The organism is uncultured Phascolarctobacterium sp. (genome assembly GCF_937920985.1).
Classification (GTDB): domain Bacteria; phylum Bacillota; class Negativicutes; order Acidaminococcales; family Acidaminococcaceae; genus Phascolarctobacterium_A.
The window spans coordinates 56731-74508 of sequence record NZ_CALDXR010000059.1 but is presented as its reverse complement, the minus strand read 5'-3'; the positions used below and the strand labels follow the sequence as shown (position 1 = coordinate 74508).

Below are 17778 nucleotides of genomic sequence, written 5' to 3'. Positions count from 1 at the left end.
CAACCCTTCCGTCTGCTCGCAAAAGCTCGCAGCCACCTCCCCTTTCAGGGGAGATATACAGTGCTTGTTAAACGCTGACTTTTGCAAGTTAGTCGAACTTTTATATGCTCCCTGAAAGGGAGCTGGCATCGCCGAAGGCGATGACTGAGGGTTGTGCCACGATATATTACTTGCTTTGGTGTTTTGCTAACTTTCTTGCCTGCCCCTTGCACTCTTCGAGTATAACACGACCAGCATTTTTCATTACATGAAAAATGGGTCTTAGTATAGCGAAGGTGCTGAGCGAAGCGATGACGGAGAGGGGTATTACGACGCACTAATGCATTCTTCAATCTTCTACTTGTTTTTCTCTAAAGAGGTCCTGAATATGAATTTCAAAAAACTGATATGTTCTGTTTTTATGCTGGCTGCGCTGTGCGCTGCTCCGCTCGCGGCGAGTGCCGCTCCCGTCACAGCGGTGCGCAGCAGCGTTAGTCCGGCGCGTGTGCGTCTGGTGTTCGACAGTACGGAGCCAATTAAATATACAGCTGAAAAAAATGGCTTGCAGATTGTAGTTAATCTGCCGGAAGGTACGGCGCTGGCGCAAAGTCCTGTCTTTAAGCAGGATGCGGTGATTAAAAGCATCACTGTTCCTGCCAAAAAGAAGAAAAAGGCACAGGTGGTTATAGATTTAACTAAGGATTGCCAGTATAAGCTTTATTCGCTGAAGAATCCTGACCGTTTGGTGCTGGATATCTACCGCATTCCTATCAGCAAAACTACGACGCAGCTGGCCGGCGGCGTTACCTATACCTATGCGCAGGAGGAGCTGAACGGAAGGCCTATAGTAAGCTATTTGGTGAGCGTTGCGCCTTCGGCACGCCTGGAGCTGAGGCCTTTCTCGGCCGCAGGCATGTATAACGGACGCGGCAGCCTGGCTGCGCAGGCAGCACAAAGAGGCCTTGTGGCTGCCATCAATGCGTCGTATTTTGATACCGACGGCTGGGTTATCGGCAACGTTAAGGATAAGGGCAATTTTGTCGCTATGGATGCTACGCCGCGCAGCGGTTATGTAGTACAGGGCAACGAGCAGAAGATTGTGCGCGACATTGCCTACACCGGCAGTGTAACACTGCCTGACGGCAGAGCGCTGCAGCTGAAGGGCATGAACCGTGCGCGCATTGCCAATGACCTGGTGCTGTTTAATTCCTATTACGCTACCTCGACCAAAACAAATCAGTATGGGCGTGAGGTAAAGATAAAAAATGGCCGTGTTGTTGCTGTTTCTACAGCAGGCAATATGTCTTTGGAGCCGGGCTGCGTAGTGATTTCCGGTCATGGCACAAATGCGGCTGCTCTGGCAGGCCTGCGCCTGGGCGACCATGTAGCGCTTACGCAGAGCCTGGGCAGCAGCATTGCGGATGCGGCAACAACTGTTGTCAGCGGCGGTCCGCTGCTGGTAGAAAACGGCAGGGTGAATGTGCGTACTGCGGAGGAGCAGATGGCTCCCGATATCGCACGCGGCAGAGCACCGCGTACTGCAATCGGCCTGAAGCAGGACGGCACGCTTTTAATGCTTGTTATTGACGGCAGAAGCAGTGCTTCCGCAGGCATGACGCTCGCGGAGCTGGCGCAGTATTTTGTGAAGCTGGGGGCAGTGAGCGCTGTCAATTATGATGGCGGCGGCAGCAGCGAAATGGTCATCAACGGCAAAATCGTCAACAATCCGTCGGACGGGCGCGAGCGCTTGGTGAGCATCGGTCTGGGATTGTTCATCAAATAAGCTGGTTATATAGGCAAAATAAAAAACAAGGGGCTGTCACGCGTTAGCTGTGACAGCTCCTTGTTTTGTTGTTGCGGGTTATAGTTTAATCCTCGGTGATGATTACGCCGGTGCCGATGCCGCCGTTATCATCGCTGCAGACAAGCTCCTTCAGGCTTTGGATATCCTCATTGCGCAGGCGGATACAGCCTTCGGAGGCCATGGTGCCGATAGAGGCGGGGTCATGCGTACCGTGAATGCCGATGCCTATCCAGCCGGTGTCCAGCGAAAGGAACCAGGGACCATAGGCGCCTTCGATTACGCCCTTGCCGTCACCGAAATCGTGCGTCCAGTAATGCGCCGGGCAAACCTCCTCGATGCGGAAGGGAACCTGCGCTGAAGGCACGCCTACTGCCGCACCTGTGTAGTAGGAGGGAATTGCTGCTGCGCTGCCCCAGGAGGTGGGGGTACGGTTGTCACCGGTGTACTGCTTGTCGCCGGGGTTTTTGGCAACAGCGATAGGATAGCTACAGACTGCTTCCTCCACACCCTGCTGATAGACGTCAAGGCGGTAGCTTTGCTTGTGGATGCAGATGAGATATCTGGCGTTGCCGAACAGCGCGGAGGCAGGCGCCGCAGCTGCCAAGCTGCAGCTTAGCAGCAGGCAGACGCTAAATATTAAGCCTAAAAGTTTTTTGAGCATTGCTGATACTTCCTTAAAGCTTATTTAGCAGGCTACGCGTACAAAATCTGCACTTACATAGCCAACCTCGCCTTGAGCGTTAATAGCCTTCCACCATTGGCGGCCTTCGGCTTCGAATGCGCCTTCTAACGGTGCTATTTCTTCGCCGGACATCAGCGAATCAATTACATTGCTGCCTGTGGAGGGGGCGGTGCGGAAGTTTACATAGTCGCCGGTTAAAACCAGTCTTACGCCGGGAGCCCAATAGCTGTCCATGTTTTCAAATTTGCTGTAGAGGTTGTATCTTCTTTGATTGATGACTTGTAAAACTTCGGCAGACATGCTGTCCCCATATTGAGCATAGCCTTTGCTGGCAGGGACAGAGTGTGCGTTTTCGGTGCAGAGATCATCGTAGGTACTGATAAAGGCATTGATATATTTTTTGTTTTCATAAATAGTAGTCAGCCAGTAATCACCATCACCGGAATCGGCTTCGCCCTTGGCACTGAAGCTCACTGTGGAGCCGTTGCTGCTTTGCTGCACATCATACATCTGCAAGGCGGCAAAGGCAATAGCTTTGGCCTCCATATCGCTGATGTAGATGCCCTTGCGGCTGAAGCAGGGAGCAACATATTCCTCAGCATATTTTTCGGTCATGGTATGCTTTACATCAAAGCGGGTATTTTTCAGCAGAAAGGCTTCTGTTCTGCCGCAGCGGGAGTCAATATTAGTAGGGAGTCTGCTTGCGGAGGTATTATAGACTGCTGCCTCCATAACAGATGTGCCGGTGAAGAGCATTGCTGCTGCCAGTGCTCCAATAGCAAAATTTTTGATTTTCATAACAACATCTCCTTTCCAGATGTGGAAATTATATTCTTTGATGCTTATATTATAGCCAAAAAAACGCTTTTGCACCCTACCCCAAAGGGTGATTTCGGGTAGGATAGGCAAAAAAAGCGTAAAAAATTATGTGCCGGTAATTTTTTAACTGCAGATGATTTTCATAATGTTTTATTTAAGAGCGGTTTACAGTCTGTTCACTTGTCAAAATATTGCTGAGGCTGTATAATTTATGTTAGAGAAATATATCTGAAATGAGGTGAGTCACATGGGTAAAAAGTTGATAGTGATTTTGACTATTGCCGCTTTAGGCATCTTTACACTTGCTGCCGTTGGCTGTGCTGCTGTGACTGACCAGCGCGCCGCTGTCAGCGGTATTGTAGTTGCCGATGGACTGGTACAGGAGGGCACCCAGGTTAAGCAGGGTGACATTCTGGTAAAGGTAAAATCTATAGCTGGCGGCAGTATTGCTGCTGCACGTGCTACAACTGCAGGTAAGGTTAGCCAGGTACTGGTTAAACCCGGTGATAAGATTGAGGCACAGCAGGTTGTAGCTAAGGTGAGTGAATAACGGTAAAGAAAACCGGCGAGCTTCTTAGCCGCCGGTTTTTGTAGTATTATAGAACAAAATACCGGAAGCGGACCGGTAAATATTTTATTATTAGGAGCGAGTATGAGAGTATTTTTATTAGCATTATTGTTTTGCTGCCAGATGCTGACGGCAGCTGCCGCCAATGTTCCTTTGATGCCGGTGCGTGACCTGCGCGCAGGTATGCAGGGCATAGGCAAAACCGTTATCAGCGGTGATACTATTGAAACCTTCAATGTAGAAATATTAGGCGTCAACGGCAGTGAAGCTATGGGTTATAATATTTTTGTGCGCCTTTACGGCGATCTGATTGAAAAGACAGGCGGTGTTGCTCAGGGCATGAGCGGCAGTCCTGTTTATGTAGACGGCAGACTTGTCGGTGCTGTGGCCTTCGGCAAGACCTTCAACGACCCGCATTACTGCTTCCTAACACCAATCGGCAAAATGCTACCGCTTCTGGACGAACCGAAAGAGCTGCCGGCAGACTGGATTCCTAAGGGAACGGCGCTGATGGCAGGCGGTTTTACGGAATACGGCATGGAATATCTGCAGGAGAAGCTGCAGCCTTTCGGTCTTACAGCAATCAACAGCGGTGCTGCCGGCGCTTCCAGCGCTAAGCCGCTGGAGCCGGGCAGCAGTGTCGGCGTGGCTCTGATGCAGGGTGATATGACTCTTGGCGCTCTCGGTACTGTTACCTGGACCGATGACAGCGGTAAGATTCTGGCCTTCGGCCACCCCTTTATGCAGCGCGGCAGCAGCAATTTCTTTATGAATAAGGTGTGGGTGCTGGGCGTAGTGCCTAACCTGCAGAGCAGCTATAAGGTAGGCAATCTGGGTGAGGCTATCGGCAGCATTACGCAGGACCGTGCCAGCGGTATCGGCGGCGTAGTCGGCAAGCAGCCCGATTCTATTCCGATGTTTGTTACGGTTAACGATAGCAGCCGCGGTCAGGCCAACAGCATGCGTATGCGTCTGATTGATGATCCGCAGCTGGTGCCTTCGATGGTCGATGCAGCAGTAGTCAATACTGTGAGCAAGACTGTGGACCGTAATGGCGGTGGCACAGCCAAGCTGCATTTTACAATCACCGGCGTGGACAGCAAGAAGGAAATGCTGACGATTGACCGCGAAAATATGTATTATTCCAATGATGCGCTGCTGAAGAATCTTGATGCAGAGCTGACGGAGGCGATAACGATTCTGATGCAGAATAAGTTTGAGCCGGTGCAGCTTTATGGCATCAACGTAGAGGTTGAGGTCAGCAATGCGGTACAGGTGGCGGAAATTCTTAACGTGCGCATCAAGAATGCCAAGGTTAAGTCCGGTGATAAGGTAGCTGTTGATGTTACTATGAAGCCTTATCGTGGCGAAGAATTTACCAGGACAGTTTATTTCAAGGTGCCTAAGGATCATCCGGGTGGCAAGCTGGCGCTGAACGTACGCGGTGGCAGCAGCATGGCATGGGCTATCGAATTGCTGCGCAAGCAGCAGGCTGAAGGTGTTCCAGCAGCCAAGAAGAAGGAAACACGTCACAAGCTCAGCGATTATATCAAGAGCGTGAATACAGCCGACAAGAATAATGAGCTGATTATTGATGTGGCGATGGGACAAATGCAGCCGCCGAATCCGGAGGCTGCTGCTAACGATGCAGGCCTTGCGGGTATGCTGCAGGGCTCTCCGTTCAAGCAGAAGTATCCCTTTGATTTTATTATTGACGGCGAGAGCGAAGTCATGCTTACCGTTGAAAAGTAAACTTGCAGAGTGATAATTTCTTTCGCTAAACAAAAATTTTCCAGTTACTGTATCGGTATGGCCTCTTTGCGTCATACATTCGCCATAATTTGGCGGTATAATGATTATGTAGAAAAAGCTGAAGATAAGGATATAAAAATGCTGAAATCTATCTGTGAAGCAATGGGCAACAGAATATTAGCCTTTTGTGCGGCCAGCGGCAGGCTGACGCTGCTGCTGCTGGCTACGCTGCGTCGTCTGAAGGACGCCAATGGCAAGGAGGTTGTGCGTCAGATGGCACTTTTGGGAGCAGATTCGCTGCCAATTGTGATGATGACGATTCTCTGTACCGGTATGGTTTTTTCCGTACAGACAGCCAAGGAGTTCGTGCGTCTGGGGGCGTCCTCTACCGTAGGCGGCATTGTGGCTATCGCCATGGCGCGTGAGCTGGTGCCAGTGCTGACAGGCGTTGTTGTTGCCGGCCGTATCGGTGCGGCGATTGCAGCGGAGCTTGGTACGATGAAGGTTACCGAGCAGATTGACGCGCTGCGTGTTATGGCTGCCAATCCTGTGAGCTATCTGGTGGTGCCGCGCTTTATTGCGCTGGTGCTGATGATGCCTTTATTGGTGCTTTTTGCTAACCTTATCGGTAACATCGGCGGCTGGGTGGTGGCGCATTATTACGCCGGCATCGGCAGCTTTACTTATGAAAATTCTATCAGGACACTGGCAGAGTTCTATGACGTGTTTGGCGGTATGGTCAAAAGCTGTGTCTTTGGTGCGATAATTGCTATCGTAGGCTGCTATAAGGGCCTGAACGCGCCGAATGGCGCGGAAGGCGTTGGCCTGGCGACTACAGCCTCGGTAGTGCTTTCGATTATTCTGGTGTTTATCACCAACTATTTTCTTTCGATTATTTTGTATGTGTAAGGAGCCGGAAAAATGTCAAATGCAGCAATGATTCAGCTCCGACAACTTAAAATGGCCTTTGGCAGCAAGGTGATTCTTGATAATCTTGATTTGGCTGTACGTCAGGGGGAAACACTGGCGGTTATCGGCCCGTCCGGTACAGGCAAGAGCACGATTATCAAGCTGCTGACAGGACTGCTGGCACCTACTTCCGGCAGTATTGTTATCGACAGTCAGGAGGTAAGCTCCTTCACAGAGGATGAATGGGATGGGTTGCGCCAGCATATGGGCGTAGTGTTCCAGTATTCCGCTTTATTCGACTTTCTGAGCGTAGGCGAGAATGTAGCCTTCGGCCTGCGGCGGCATTTTAAGCTGCCGGAGGAGGAAATACAGGAGCGCGTCAGCCAATTATTGGAAATGGTGGGCATGCCGGGTACGCAGAAGATGATGCCGACAGAGCTTTCCGGTGGTATGAAAAAGCGCGTCGGTCTGGCGCGGGCGCTGGCCATGCAGCCGCAGATGGTTTTTTATGATGAACCGACCTCCGGTTTGGACCCGGTGATGACGATGACCATCAGCAGGCTGATACGCAAAACCCAGCAGACGCTGGGAGTAACTTCGGTTTTGGTAACACACGATATGGAATCAGCCTATTATGCTGCAGACCGTATCGCTATGCTATATAATGGACGCATTGTGCAGCTGGGCACAGTGGCGGAGATAAAAAACAGTACTAATCTAGTCGTGAAGGCTTTTATTAACGGCATGGAATTGAAAGAGGAGGAGAAAAATGAGCAGCAGTGAGGTTAAGGTTGGTGCCTTTGCGTTAGGCGGCGCAGTAGTGCTGGCAGGCATTATTACCTTTATGGGTGCTTTCAGCTTTGGCAAAAAGGGCTATGAGCTGCGCATTAACTATCCTCAGGTCAGCGGTCTGATGCCAGGACATGTTGTGCGCTATGCAGGCGTGCAGGTGGGCACGGTCAAAAAGATTAATGTGGCACCGGATAAGGTAGAGGTTATCACAGAAATTAATGACGATATCAAAATACCGCAGGGAGCAACCTTTACGATTTCTTCTGACGGTATTATGGGTGAAAAATATGTCAGTGTTATCCCGCCTACCAAGCAGGGACAGGGTTATGTAGCCGAAGGCAGCACGATTAATGGTGTTGCCGGCGGTGGTATTGATGAATTCTTTGCTTCCTCCGGTGATTTGGTGAAGCGTATGGAAAATATCGCCAATGCCTTTGAAAATGTTTTTGGCGATAAGGAAGTCCAGCAGTCCATGAAATCCGGCTTTAAGAATATGAATGATATCGCTGAGAACATGAATACCTTCACGAAGGTTATGGCTGATGTGGCAGTAGCTAACCAGCAGGATATTACTTCGATGATTCATCAGATTAACGAGCTGAGCCAGCGCATGAACGGCACGGCGGCCCATATCGAAAGCATTATGGCCGGTGTGGATAATAACGGCAAGACGGGCCAGAACGTGGCTGCCATTGCCCAAAATATGGCAGATACCAGTAAGCGTATGGAAAATATTGTTGAGGTGCTGGAAACAGTAGCCAAGGATCCTGTGACACAAAAATCGCTGAAGGAAACGCTGGTCAACGTTAAAGAAACGAGCGAGCGTGCCAACAAAATTTTGGGAACGCTTACCGAAGCGAAGGTTTCAACTGACGCCGGCTTTGCCGCCAAGGGCGGCGATTGGCGCGGCAGCTTGGGCGTAACGCTGCACCCGGCAGATGATACCTTCCTTTATATGGGCGGTTATGATATCGGCAATGCCAATAAATTTGATTTCCTCGTAGGCCGTCAGTATGGCAACGCAGCCTTCAGCATGGGTGCGATGCAGGGAGATTTCGGTGTCGGCGCCAGCTACGATTTAGGCAGGGACTTCAGATTGTATTCCCAGTTATATGACTTTGATGATCTCAAGGTGCGTCTGGGCGGCGAATTCCGTTTGCATGATAACCTGTCGCTTTACGGCGAAACCATGGATGCGCGCGGTAATAAAGCTAATACTTATATGGGTGTGCGTACTTATTTCTAAAAAATATTTGACAAACAGCCCTAAATAAATATATAATTTTACTACTGACTGGTTAGTCAGTTTTAGAAAATGGAGGTTTTTCGGATGAATAGAAATAAATTAACAAAACGTTTCTTGCTTTTATCTGCAGCGCTGACCATGGCACTGAGCCAAAGTGCTTTTGCCGGCGAGACTGTTGCTTTAAACCTGGATGACGCTATGCTGCGTGCTTTCCAGACCAATCCGACCGTAAGCATTGCCCAATACGAGCTTGACAGTGCCCGTGCCAGCTACAACGCTGCCCGCCAGAGCCGCGGTATCAGCATCAGCGCAAGCCATACTACCCAGCGCGGCGGTTATGATGATCTTCATGAAGCTGCTCCCGGTCTTTGGACCAAGGGCATCGGCAATAATCACGCCAACGGTCTGAGTGCTTCTCTGCCTATTTTTACCGGCGGTAAATTAAGCGGTACCATTAAACAGGCTAAGGCTAACTATCAATATAACGAGGTAGGCGTACAGCGTACCTATAACGAGATGCGTTCTACCGTTACCGACGGTTATTTCAAAATGCTGCAGGCTGATAATATGCAAAAGCTTAGTGCTGAATCCGTTACCCGTCTGGAGGACCATCTGAAAAATGTTCAGGCACAGTATGACGTTGGCGTGGTAGCCAAGGTAGATGTGCTGCGTTCTCAGGTTGAGCTGGCCAATGCTAAGCAAACCCTGATTCAGGCTGAAAATTCCTATCAGGTTGCTGAAGCAAACATGAACAAAATCGTCGGCCTGCCGATGGACACCACTCTGAAGCTCGATAATCTGCTTGTTTATAATGCCTATGATCAAAACATGGATGACTGCCTGGCTTATGCTGCCGAGCATCGTCCGGAGCTGATGCAGGCTAAATATGGCGTGGACGCTGCCAAGGGCGCTTTGATGGTTGCTCGCAGCGGTCATATGCCGCAGGTTGCTGCCAGCGCTACCCAGCAATGGAGCGATACCAGCTGGCCCGGTGATGAAAACGGTAAATGGGGTGTCGGCGTAAATGTCAGCATAAACGTTTTCGATACCGGTGTAACTCTGTCCAAGATTCACGGCGCTGAAGCTGATTTGAAAAAGGCTGAGGAAACATATCGCGATACCGTGAACGCTGTAAATCTGGACGTGCGCAGCAATTACCTGGGACTGCGCGAAGCAGAAAAACGTATCAGCACCACTAAGCTGGCTGTAGAGCAGGCTGATGAGGATTACCGCATTGCCCAGCTGCGTTATATGTCCGGCGTTGGCACCAACACTGACGTGCTTGATGCTCAGGTTGCGCTGACTCAGGCTAAGACCAACTATACACAGGCTTTGTATGATTACAATACCTCCAAGACAGCACTGGAAACCTCTATCGGCGTACCGATGAGCAATCCTGCTACTGCCGTAAAGGTACAGGCTGCCAAAACTGCAAAAGCTGTTAAAGCAACCGAAGAAAAAACCGAAGAGGCTGCCAAATAATTAAGGCGTAAATTTAATAAACAGTGACACAATCAGGCCGGTGGGGCATAAATCTCACCGGCTTTTTTATGCGGCTTTAGCCGAGATTTCAGCGGATAAAAGAAATTTCTTCTCAATAAGAGGATGTTTTCTGCTGATGTCGAATAAATAAAAGTCGGAGTATATAAAAAACAGTCTTGTCATATTTTTGTCATAGAATTTTGTTAAACTATTAAATGGTGAAGTGTCATGAAAAAATATCTGCAATTTATAGGAGCATTAATCATTCTGCTTGCGGCAGGCTATATCTTTTTAGTTCATACGGTGATGCCTAAGTATATTAAGCAGGCCATACCGCAGCTGCAGCAGCTGGCAGCGGAATACATCAACGGCAGTGTTTCTATTGGCGGTCTGAAATGGGAAGGCGACCTGACGGCCGAGCTGACGGACGTTGTCGTAAAGGATGCCAAGGGCGAGAAGGTAGCGGAGCTGCCGCGTACTGTGCTGACGCTGCGCCCTTGGCTTGCTATGCAGAAGCCTGAGCGTGCGCTGAGCAGGATTGATGTAATGCGCCCGAAAATATATCTCACAATGAATGACAAAAATAAATGGAATATGCAGAATCTGCTGAAGCCGTCGGATTCTGAGGAAACGCCTTTTTACGGTACGCTGGCGGTAGACAAGGGCGAGCTGGTAGTAACTATGCCGCAGGGCAAGTGGCAGTTTGCTGTGGAAGGCAATATCAACGGCGGTGCCAATCCTGATTTTGCCGTGGATTTGGCTGTGACCAGCGGCGCCGATAAGCTGAAGCTGGCCGGCACGATGACTACCAAGGGCGAGGGCCGCATGAAGCTGACCGGCGACAAGCTGGCGCTGGCACCCTATGCCGCTTTGGCTAAGCAATACGGTAATGTTGATGAGCTGCAGGGCGGCTTAGGCAAGCTCGCTCTGCTTTATGTGAATAAGAACGGCAAGCAGCGCTTTAGCGGTGAAGTGAAGCTGGCAGCACTCAGCGGTAAGCTGAGCCTGGCAGGCGAGCAGCACAGTCTGCAGCTTGACGGCCTGGTACGCGCGGATGAAAACCTTATCAGCGTCAGCAGTCTTGACGCTGTGGTTGACGGGCAGAAGCTACACCTGGAGGGTGAAGCTGATTTGCGTGATACTGACGCGCCTTCCGGCTTTGGCGTACTGAGCAGTGATGTGTTGGCCTATAAAGGCTATAAGGCGGAAAAGCTGCGTGTGCCGTTTGATGTATCTAAGGACGTTGTGCAGCTCCATGACGTGAGTGCGCAATACGGCGGCGGTACGATTACCGCTAACGGTACGTATGACCTTAAGGAGCAGGTACTGACGGCAGACGCACAGCTGCAGCAGGTTACGCAGAGCCTGCCCGGCAAACAGCAGGAGCAGGTACATATCAACGGTAAGCTGGCAGTTCTGGCCAAGCTGGTGCAGGATAAAATTTCTCTGCACGCTGCTGCCGATACAATGGATATCAGCTGGCGCAGCCTGAAGCTTAAACGTTTAGCCTTTGACGGCAGCTATGACAGCAAGGGCCTTAATATTGACGACCTCAGCTTTTTTGCCGACGGCGGCGGTACCTTGGCTGCCCAAGGACGTGTTGCCAAGGATGGCGCTTTGGCTGTTCACGGACGTATGGCCGATTTCCCGATTGATCCTGTGCTGGCAGCAGCCTGTCAGGATGGACGTGGTCTGTGCTCTACCGGCTTTGATGTCGGCGGCACGCTGGATGCACCCGAGTTTTCCGGCATGGTACAGCTGACGCAGGCAGAATTTATGTCGCAGAAGCTTAACGAAGCGCATGGCATTATCAGCATGAAGGATAATATCCTGGGCTTTAAGGATTTTACTGCGCATATGGATCAGGGACAGCATATTCTTAACGGTACGATTAATCTGCAGGGAGCAGAGCCTGTGGCGGAGCTTACACTGACAACGAAGAACGTGCGCATTGAGCCGCTGATGGTGCTTGTGGGCAAGCCTGATATAGTTACCGGTAATCTTGATAATGTGATGCAGGTAAAGGGCAGCCTCAGCCATCCTTATATTCATGGTGAAGTGCATGCGTCCGACGGCAGTGCCGCCAAGCAGCTGTTTAATAATATCAGCGGTCATTATGCTTATGAGGACGGCCTGCTGCGCTTGCAGGATTTTGTAGTAGATGCCTTCTATGGACGTCTTACCTTGGATGGTACGATGACTGCCGATCGCAGGCTGAACTTTGTTATGGATGCTCAAAATGTTGACCTGGAGCATTTGCCGATTAGTGACGACACAGTTGCTTTAGGCGGCAAGGTTAACGCCAAGGGACATCTGAGCGGTACACTGACAGCTCCCTTCTTTGATGGTGAAGTCAGCAGTGACAGAATAACGATTAACGATGAACCGTTGACGGAGCTCAAGGGTACGCTGGCCAGCAATGGTCGTGATGTGAATAAGCTGAACGCTTCCTTTAAGCAGCCTTATCGTGATGATCCAATCAACTATGGCCTGTATAGTGCAGATCTTAATATTAACCTGGTTCAGCACTATATTGAAGGCAAGGTAGAAAACCTTTGGGGCGATATTGGCGGCCTGCTGCGCATGGCGCGCCAGGATTACGATATCAATGGCTTGATGCAGGGTGAGCTGCTGTTCAGCTACAAAGGCCATGGCGAGGGCGTAAAAATTACGGCTGCGGCCGATAATGTAAAAATTCACGACCTTAATTATGCACATATGCGTTTTGAAGGACGCATTGATAAGGGCGGCGTGCTGCATTTTGACAATGTCAGATTGCAGGAGCAGGATGGCGTAAGCGATAGAGGAATTATTGCTGTCGGCGGTTCGGTAGATCTTAAGCAAAGAATGCTGGATATCGAGGTTGCGGCAGTGAAGGCCAACCCGGCGATTGTTACGGCAGTTATGAAGGATCCGCCGGAAATTAAGGGCGAAACTGATATGCTGGTGCAGGTGCAGGGCAGCTTTGATAATCCCCAGGGAACTGCTTCGCTGGAAATTACCAACGGTTCTGTTGCAGGCGTAAGTGTAGACGATATGACGGCGATGCTGGCCTTGGCAGACGACAACATTAAGCTGCAGCAGCTGATTGCCACTAAGGATGCTTACGGCGTCAGCGCAGCGGGTGATATTCCGCTGGATTTGTTCCGCGATAAAAAGCAACGCCGTAATCCTGATGCACAGATGAACATTGTGATGGACCTGGATAAGGCGCGTCTGGGAATTTTGCCGGCGCTTACCAAAATGGTGGAATGGGGCGTAGGCGACACGCAGGGCAAAATCCGTTTGGCAGGCACGCTGGAGGAGCCGCTGCTGTTCGGTTCGGTAAAAATTGCCGGCGGCAGTGTTAAGGTTAAATATATCAATACTGTTTTTGATGATATCAATCTGGACGTACTGTTTAACGGTAATACTGTACAGCTGAAGAACCTGTCTACTAAGTTAGGCAAGGGCACGCTCAGTGCCGAAGGCAGCTATGCACTGCATACCGATGCTGATACAGCCTACAGTCTGCATATCAAGGCTGATAAGGCGCAGCTGGCATCTAAGATTTTCACCGGTACGATTACCAGTGACGTAACTCTGCAGCCGGAAAAATACCCCGATATGAAAAACCGCAAGGGTAATGCTGCGCCGCCTATGGCGTTTCGCCCGCGGCTTGCCGGCAGTTTGCGTCTGGATGACGTGCTGATTAATATGCCGACAGTGCCTGAGTTGAGCGAGGGGGACAGCAATATCGGCCTGGATATGAAGCTTGTGCTGGGGCCGAAGGTGCACCTTTATAACAGCTATCTGTATGATATCTGGCTTAAGGGCGGTATTGATATCAAGGGCAGCACGCTCTTCCCAATGATTGACGGTACGATTAAAGCTGATAAGGGCACTGTTAAATATTTACGTACCGACTTTAAGCTGAATAATGCCAGTCTGGTATGGGTTGATCCGGGAAGCTTTTTGCCGAATGTCAGCCTCGACAGCACGGCGCGCTTCAGCCGTTATAATATCTTTATGAAGATTAACGGGCCGGTAAGCGAAATGGATTTGCAGCTGACAAGTAATCCGCCGCTGACACAAAACACGATTGTGCGTATGCTGACGCTGCAGCGCGAAAGTGCCGGCAGCAATGAGGTTACCAGTGATGATATGGCAAATCTGATGACAGTTGGCCTGCAGATGACGGTGCTCGGTGACGTAGAAATGTTTGTCAAGCAGACACTGGGCTTGGATCAGTTCCGCATTTATACCGGTAAAACGCGCTCTGGCATAGGCTTTGAAAGCGTTCATGACCGTAATAAAGAGTTGACGGCAGACGAGAAAAACCAGTATAATGTTCTAGTAAGCAAATATCTGAATAATAACTTTATGATTGGTTATACAACAAGCTTCGATGCTGTCGACAGAAGTATTTTCGGACAGTATGATATCAGTAAGCATATGAATATAACATATTCCCGCAGCTATGATCTGTCCAAGGATCCCAAGGATTGGTATGGCCTGGAATATAAGATATCGTTCTGAGCATTGCTGTGCAAATGTAGATAAGAAGGGAGGTGAACAGATGCTGCAAGGCTATTTGGAAGAGCTGAGAAAGACTTTGCTGCTGGAGCCGGAGGAAGAGCTGGAGCTTTGGCGGCGTGATGCTGACGGTGACGAAGCGGCGCACCAACGCCTGATGACGGCTTATCAGCCGTTAGTTTTTAAAATTGCTGCCAGCTTCAGGCTGCCGGAGGCAGAGACAATGGAGCTGATTCAGGAGGGCATGGTTGGCCTGCTGGAGGCTGCAGAAAGCTACGATTACAAGCGGCAGGTAGCCTTCAGCCTGTTTGCTTCCTATCGCATTAAGGGAAGCATGGTAGATTATCTGAGGAAAAGCTCAGAAAAGGGCATGCTTTACCTGGACAGTGAATTGTCCAATGGTTTTACCCTCAGTGATGCGTTGCCTTCGGAGCTGGCTTCGCCCAGCGAGGTTGCCGAACAGCAGCTGCTTTGCGAAAAGGTGGCGCAGGCTATGGACCGCCTGCCGCTGAAGGAGCAGCAGGTGCTGCAGGGCATGTATCTGGAAGACAGGCCGGCGCAGGCAGTTGCCGACGCTATTGATGTAAGCCTCGGTCATGTTTACCGCCTGCAGAAGCAGGGAGTGCGTCGCATCCGCGGCATGCTTTCACGCTTTATCCATGAATTTAACAAGGAATAATATATAAGTCAATATATGACGAAAAATAGCGAAAATGCCAGTTAGCCTTACTAAATCTGCTGTAATCATCTTAAATGGCTTGTGAAAATACAGGACGTCAGCTGATTATATAAGACATAGTTATTAAAAACAATTATGTACAGAAAGGGGTAAAAGCATGACGCAGCCAAGCCGCACATTGTTCCATCGTATTCGCTGCATAAAAAGCAGTCTGGATAAGGCGGAGCAAAGCTTTATGGATAATAAGGATATCAGGGGCGAGCTTGATTTGATGATGGCGGAGGCCGAGCTGAAAAACCTGCGTCGGAAAAAGGACCGCCCCTGGAGCTGGAACCGTCAGGTTCTGGCAGTCTGTGCAGCATTTTTGTTAGTAGTTGCCGGTTTTGGTGGCTGGTGTTTTGCCAGAAACCATTACCGCGTGAAGGCGCAAGCTGCGCTGCCGCCAGCGGCAGCACCGGTGGTTAAGCCGCAGCAGGCCATGCCTGTACAGGCGGCGCCTGCAAGGACTGTACCCCAACAGAAACAGTCTGCCAATGATGTGCCGGCACAGGAGCATAAAGAAAATCCTGACCGTGTTACTATATCCAAAGCCGATATGCATAAATTAGTGCAGTCAGCACGAGTTGAACTCAGTAACTCTAAATGAATCATGAGGAGGAATATCGATTGAAGAAACAATACTTATGGCGGCCTTTGACAGTAGGCCTGGCAGCAATGCTGCTGGCTGCTCCTGTTTACGCCGAAGAAATCCCGACACCTGCTGCAGGTGCTGGTACCTCTGTAACGCATACTGCACCGGAAAGCCAGCAAGAAACAAGCCTGGCACCATATTTGGGAAAGACCATTACCAAGCAGATTATTGCCGGTAATAAGACTGTGCCTGAGGCAGAGATTGCTGCTGCTTTGAAAACCAAGCCTGGCATGCAATTTACTGAAGCTGGCCTGAGCGAGGATTTGAGTGCTATTTATGACATGGGCTGGTTCTATGACCTGCGCCCGGAATTCAAGCTGGTTCCGGAAGGCGTACAGGTAATCTATCATGTGATGGAAAACCCCGTTTACCAGAAAACTGAGGTTGAGGGCAACACCGTGCTGAATAAGCAGAAGGTGGCAGGCTTCTTTGACTTGGAGCAGGGTAAGATTGCTAACCTGAAGGATATCAATAAATGCGTCCAGAAGCTGGAGGAGGAATACCGTTCCAACGGCTATATTCTGGCGCGTGTTACTGACGTGCATATGGAGCCGGACGGTACCTTGAAGGTTACTGCCAACGAAGGCATCGTAGAAGGCTTTAAGGTTAAGGGTAATGTTAAGACGAAGGATTATGTTGTTACCCGTGAAATGAAGCTGAAGAAGGGGGAGCCCTTTAACGCCAAGGCTGCGCGCCGCAGCATGCAGCGTGTCTATAACCTGGGCTATTTCGAAGATGTTAACATCAAGCTGAACCCTGGCCGTGAGCCTAACGGCGTTGAGGTAGAGATTTCGGTAGTAGAAATGAACACCGGTACCTTTGGCATTGGCGCAGGCTACAGTAATGCCGATGGCTTTGTCGGCATGGTTTCTATCGGCGATAAGAACTTCCGCGGTATTGGCGACAAGATTAATGTTCGATGGGAGTTTGGCGGCGAGGATAACAAGAACTATGACTTCAGCTATACCCGCCCCTGGCTGGATGATAAAGAGACCAGTGCTACTCTTAACCTTTATGATATCACCAACGAATATGCTGACTACAACATCGACGGCGATGAAATTGCCCGTTACGACAAAAAACGTCGTGGTCAGGAAATTACCTTCAGCCGCAAAACCCATAATGAATTTGTCAGCAACTACATTACGCTTAAAAACCGTGATGATATCTATAAGGGCGAAGCTGACGGCTACGAAAATGATAAAGATCAGTATTATGAAGATCAGTTCTATAAGAGTGATACTGATAAAAGTGATAAATACGAAGACTGGATGCCGAAAACTGCTGCAGAGCGCCGTAAGGAAAACTTTGGTGTTACCCGCAGTATTACCTTCGGCCGTGTATATGATTCCCGCGACAACATCTATGATCCGCATGAAGGCAAGCGCATTGGCTACAGCGTAGAATGGGCCGGCGGCATGGGCGGTGACTTTGACTTCACCAAATGGACTGCCGATTGGCGCTATTACTATCGTGCAGGCGGCGAAAGCGTTTGGGCACTGAACCTGGGTGTAGGCTATGCCAGCGGCAGCATGCCGTTGTCTCAGCGCTTTACCATGGGCGGCAGCGATACATTGCGTGGCTACGAGGATGACCAGTTCCGCGGCAACAGCATGCTGAAGGCTACTTTGGAATACCGCTTCCCGATTGTCAAGAAGGTACAGGGCGTACTCTTCACCGATAACGGTTATGCCTGGGATAAACGTCATGAGGACGAATTTGATATGGGCCTGATTAAGAACAGCTACGGCGTAGGCCTGCGTATCAACTCCCCGCTTGGTCCGGTTAAGCTGGATTATGGCTATGGTGAAGATGGCGGCAAATTCCACTTCAGCTTTGGTGGACAGTTCTGATTTTGCG

Annotated in this window: 13 protein-coding genes; 11 read left to right on the top strand and 2 right to left on the bottom strand. The window is 50.1% G+C overall.

Going from position 1 to position 17778, the window contains the following annotated elements; all coding sequences use genetic code 11:
- The first annotated feature begins 367 nt into the window (after positions 1-367).
- The gene (locus tag Q0612_RS10485; RefSeq protein ID WP_298884422.1) at positions 368-1762 is read left to right on the top strand and encodes a phosphodiester glycosidase family protein; all 1395 of its coding nucleotides are present in this window, start codon (positions 368-370) and stop codon (positions 1760-1762) included.
- 85 nt (positions 1763-1847) lie between these two features.
- Here Q0612_RS10485 and Q0612_RS10480 read toward each other — a convergent pair whose 3' ends face one another.
- Complete coding sequence (locus tag Q0612_RS10480) at positions 1848-2444, bottom strand: L,D-transpeptidase (RefSeq protein ID WP_298884420.1); 597 nt, start codon at positions 2442-2444, stop codon at positions 1848-1850.
- Positions 2445-2468: 24 nt separating this feature from the next.
- Positions 2469-3263 (bottom strand): SH3 domain-containing protein, encoded by a 795-nt coding sequence (locus tag Q0612_RS10475; protein WP_298884419.1) that lies wholly within the window; start codon positions 3261-3263, stop codon positions 2469-2471.
- Positions 3264-3531: 268 nt separating this feature from the next.
- On the opposite strand from Q0612_RS10475, the gene Q0612_RS10470 reads away from it, so the two are divergent.
- The 10 genes from Q0612_RS10470 to Q0612_RS10425 all read left to right on the top strand — a co-directional run bounded on the left by Q0612_RS10470 (position 3532) and on the right by Q0612_RS10425 (position 17771).
- Positions 3532-3834 (top strand): hypothetical protein, encoded by a 303-nt coding sequence (locus Q0612_RS10470; RefSeq protein WP_021720697.1) that lies wholly within the window; start codon positions 3532-3534, stop codon positions 3832-3834.
- Between the two features lie 102 nt (positions 3835-3936).
- Positions 3937-5604 (top strand): SpoIVB peptidase S55 domain-containing protein, encoded by a 1668-nt coding sequence (locus tag Q0612_RS10465; protein WP_298884417.1) that lies wholly within the window; start codon positions 3937-3939, stop codon positions 5602-5604.
- Between the two features lie 138 nt (positions 5605-5742).
- Positions 5743-6513, top strand: a complete 771-nt coding sequence (locus tag Q0612_RS10460; protein WP_298884415.1) for an ABC transporter permease — start codon at positions 5743-5745, stop codon at positions 6511-6513.
- A 27-nt stretch (positions 6514-6540) separates the two neighbouring features.
- On the top strand, positions 6541-7296 hold the full coding sequence (locus tag Q0612_RS10455; protein ID WP_367181736.1) for an ABC transporter ATP-binding protein: 756 nt from the start codon (positions 6541-6543) through the stop codon (positions 7294-7296).
- A complete protein-coding gene (locus tag Q0612_RS10450) occupies positions 7283-8551 on the top strand; it encodes an MlaD family protein (RefSeq protein WP_298884413.1) in 1269 nt (422 codons plus the stop codon). The genes Q0612_RS10455 and Q0612_RS10450 overlap by 14 nt, the downstream gene beginning before the upstream one ends.
- Positions 8552-8635: 84 nt before the next feature.
- On the top strand, positions 8636-10033 hold the full coding sequence (locus Q0612_RS10445; RefSeq protein WP_298884412.1) for a TolC family protein: 1398 nt from the start codon (positions 8636-8638) through the stop codon (positions 10031-10033).
- A 228-nt stretch (positions 10034-10261) separates the two neighbouring features.
- Positions 10262-14551 (top strand): translocation/assembly module TamB domain-containing protein, encoded by a 4290-nt coding sequence (locus tag Q0612_RS10440; RefSeq protein ID WP_298884410.1) that lies wholly within the window; start codon positions 10262-10264, stop codon positions 14549-14551.
- 40 nt (positions 14552-14591) lie between these two features.
- A complete protein-coding gene (locus tag Q0612_RS10435) occupies positions 14592-15227 on the top strand; it encodes a sigma-70 family RNA polymerase sigma factor (protein WP_021720690.1) in 636 nt (211 codons plus the stop codon).
- 157 nt (positions 15228-15384) lie between these two features.
- Positions 15385-15873 carry a hypothetical protein gene (locus Q0612_RS10430; protein WP_298884408.1) on the top strand — a complete coding sequence of 163 codons (489 nt, stop codon included), beginning with the start codon at positions 15385-15387 and terminating at the stop codon, positions 15871-15873.
- Between the two features lie 20 nt (positions 15874-15893).
- Positions 15894-17771, top strand: a complete 1878-nt coding sequence (locus tag Q0612_RS10425; protein ID WP_298884406.1) for an outer membrane protein assembly factor — start codon at positions 15894-15896, stop codon at positions 17769-17771.
- Positions 17772-17778: the final 7 nt, after the last annotated feature.

Bases quoted from the DNA above. Each gene is read 5' to 3' on its own strand.
- Q0612_RS10480 (WP_298884420.1), bottom strand. From the start codon at position 2,444: ATGCTCAAAAAACTTTTAGGCTTAATATTTAGCGTCTGCCTGCTGCTA.
- Q0612_RS10460 (WP_298884415.1), top strand. From the start codon at position 5,743: ATGCTGAAATCTATCTGTGAAGCAATGGGCAACAGAATATTAGCCTTT.
- Q0612_RS10440 (WP_298884410.1), top strand. From the start codon at position 10,262: ATGAAAAAATATCTGCAATTTATAGGAGCATTAATCATTCTGCTTGCG.
- Q0612_RS10435 (WP_021720690.1), top strand. From the start codon at position 14,592: ATGCTGCAAGGCTATTTGGAAGAGCTGAGAAAGACTTTGCTGCTGGAG.
- Q0612_RS10485 (WP_298884422.1), top strand. From the start codon at position 368: ATGAATTTCAAAAAACTGATATGTTCTGTTTTTATGCTGGCTGCGCTG.
- Q0612_RS10430 (WP_298884408.1), top strand. From the start codon at position 15,385: ATGACGCAGCCAAGCCGCACATTGTTCCATCGTATTCGCTGCATAAAA.
- Q0612_RS10445 (WP_298884412.1), top strand. From the start codon at position 8,636: ATGAATAGAAATAAATTAACAAAACGTTTCTTGCTTTTATCTGCAGCG.
- Q0612_RS10455 (WP_367181736.1), top strand. From the start codon at position 6,541: ATGATTCAGCTCCGACAACTTAAAATGGCCTTTGGCAGCAAGGTGATT.
- Q0612_RS10450 (WP_298884413.1), top strand. From the start codon at position 7,283: ATGAGCAGCAGTGAGGTTAAGGTTGGTGCCTTTGCGTTAGGCGGCGCA.
- Q0612_RS10470 (WP_021720697.1), top strand. From the start codon at position 3,532: ATGGGTAAAAAGTTGATAGTGATTTTGACTATTGCCGCTTTAGGCATC.
- Q0612_RS10475 (WP_298884419.1), bottom strand. From the start codon at position 3,263: ATGAAAATCAAAAATTTTGCTATTGGAGCACTGGCAGCAGCAATGCTC.
- Q0612_RS10465 (WP_298884417.1), top strand. From the start codon at position 3,937: ATGAGAGTATTTTTATTAGCATTATTGTTTTGCTGCCAGATGCTGACG.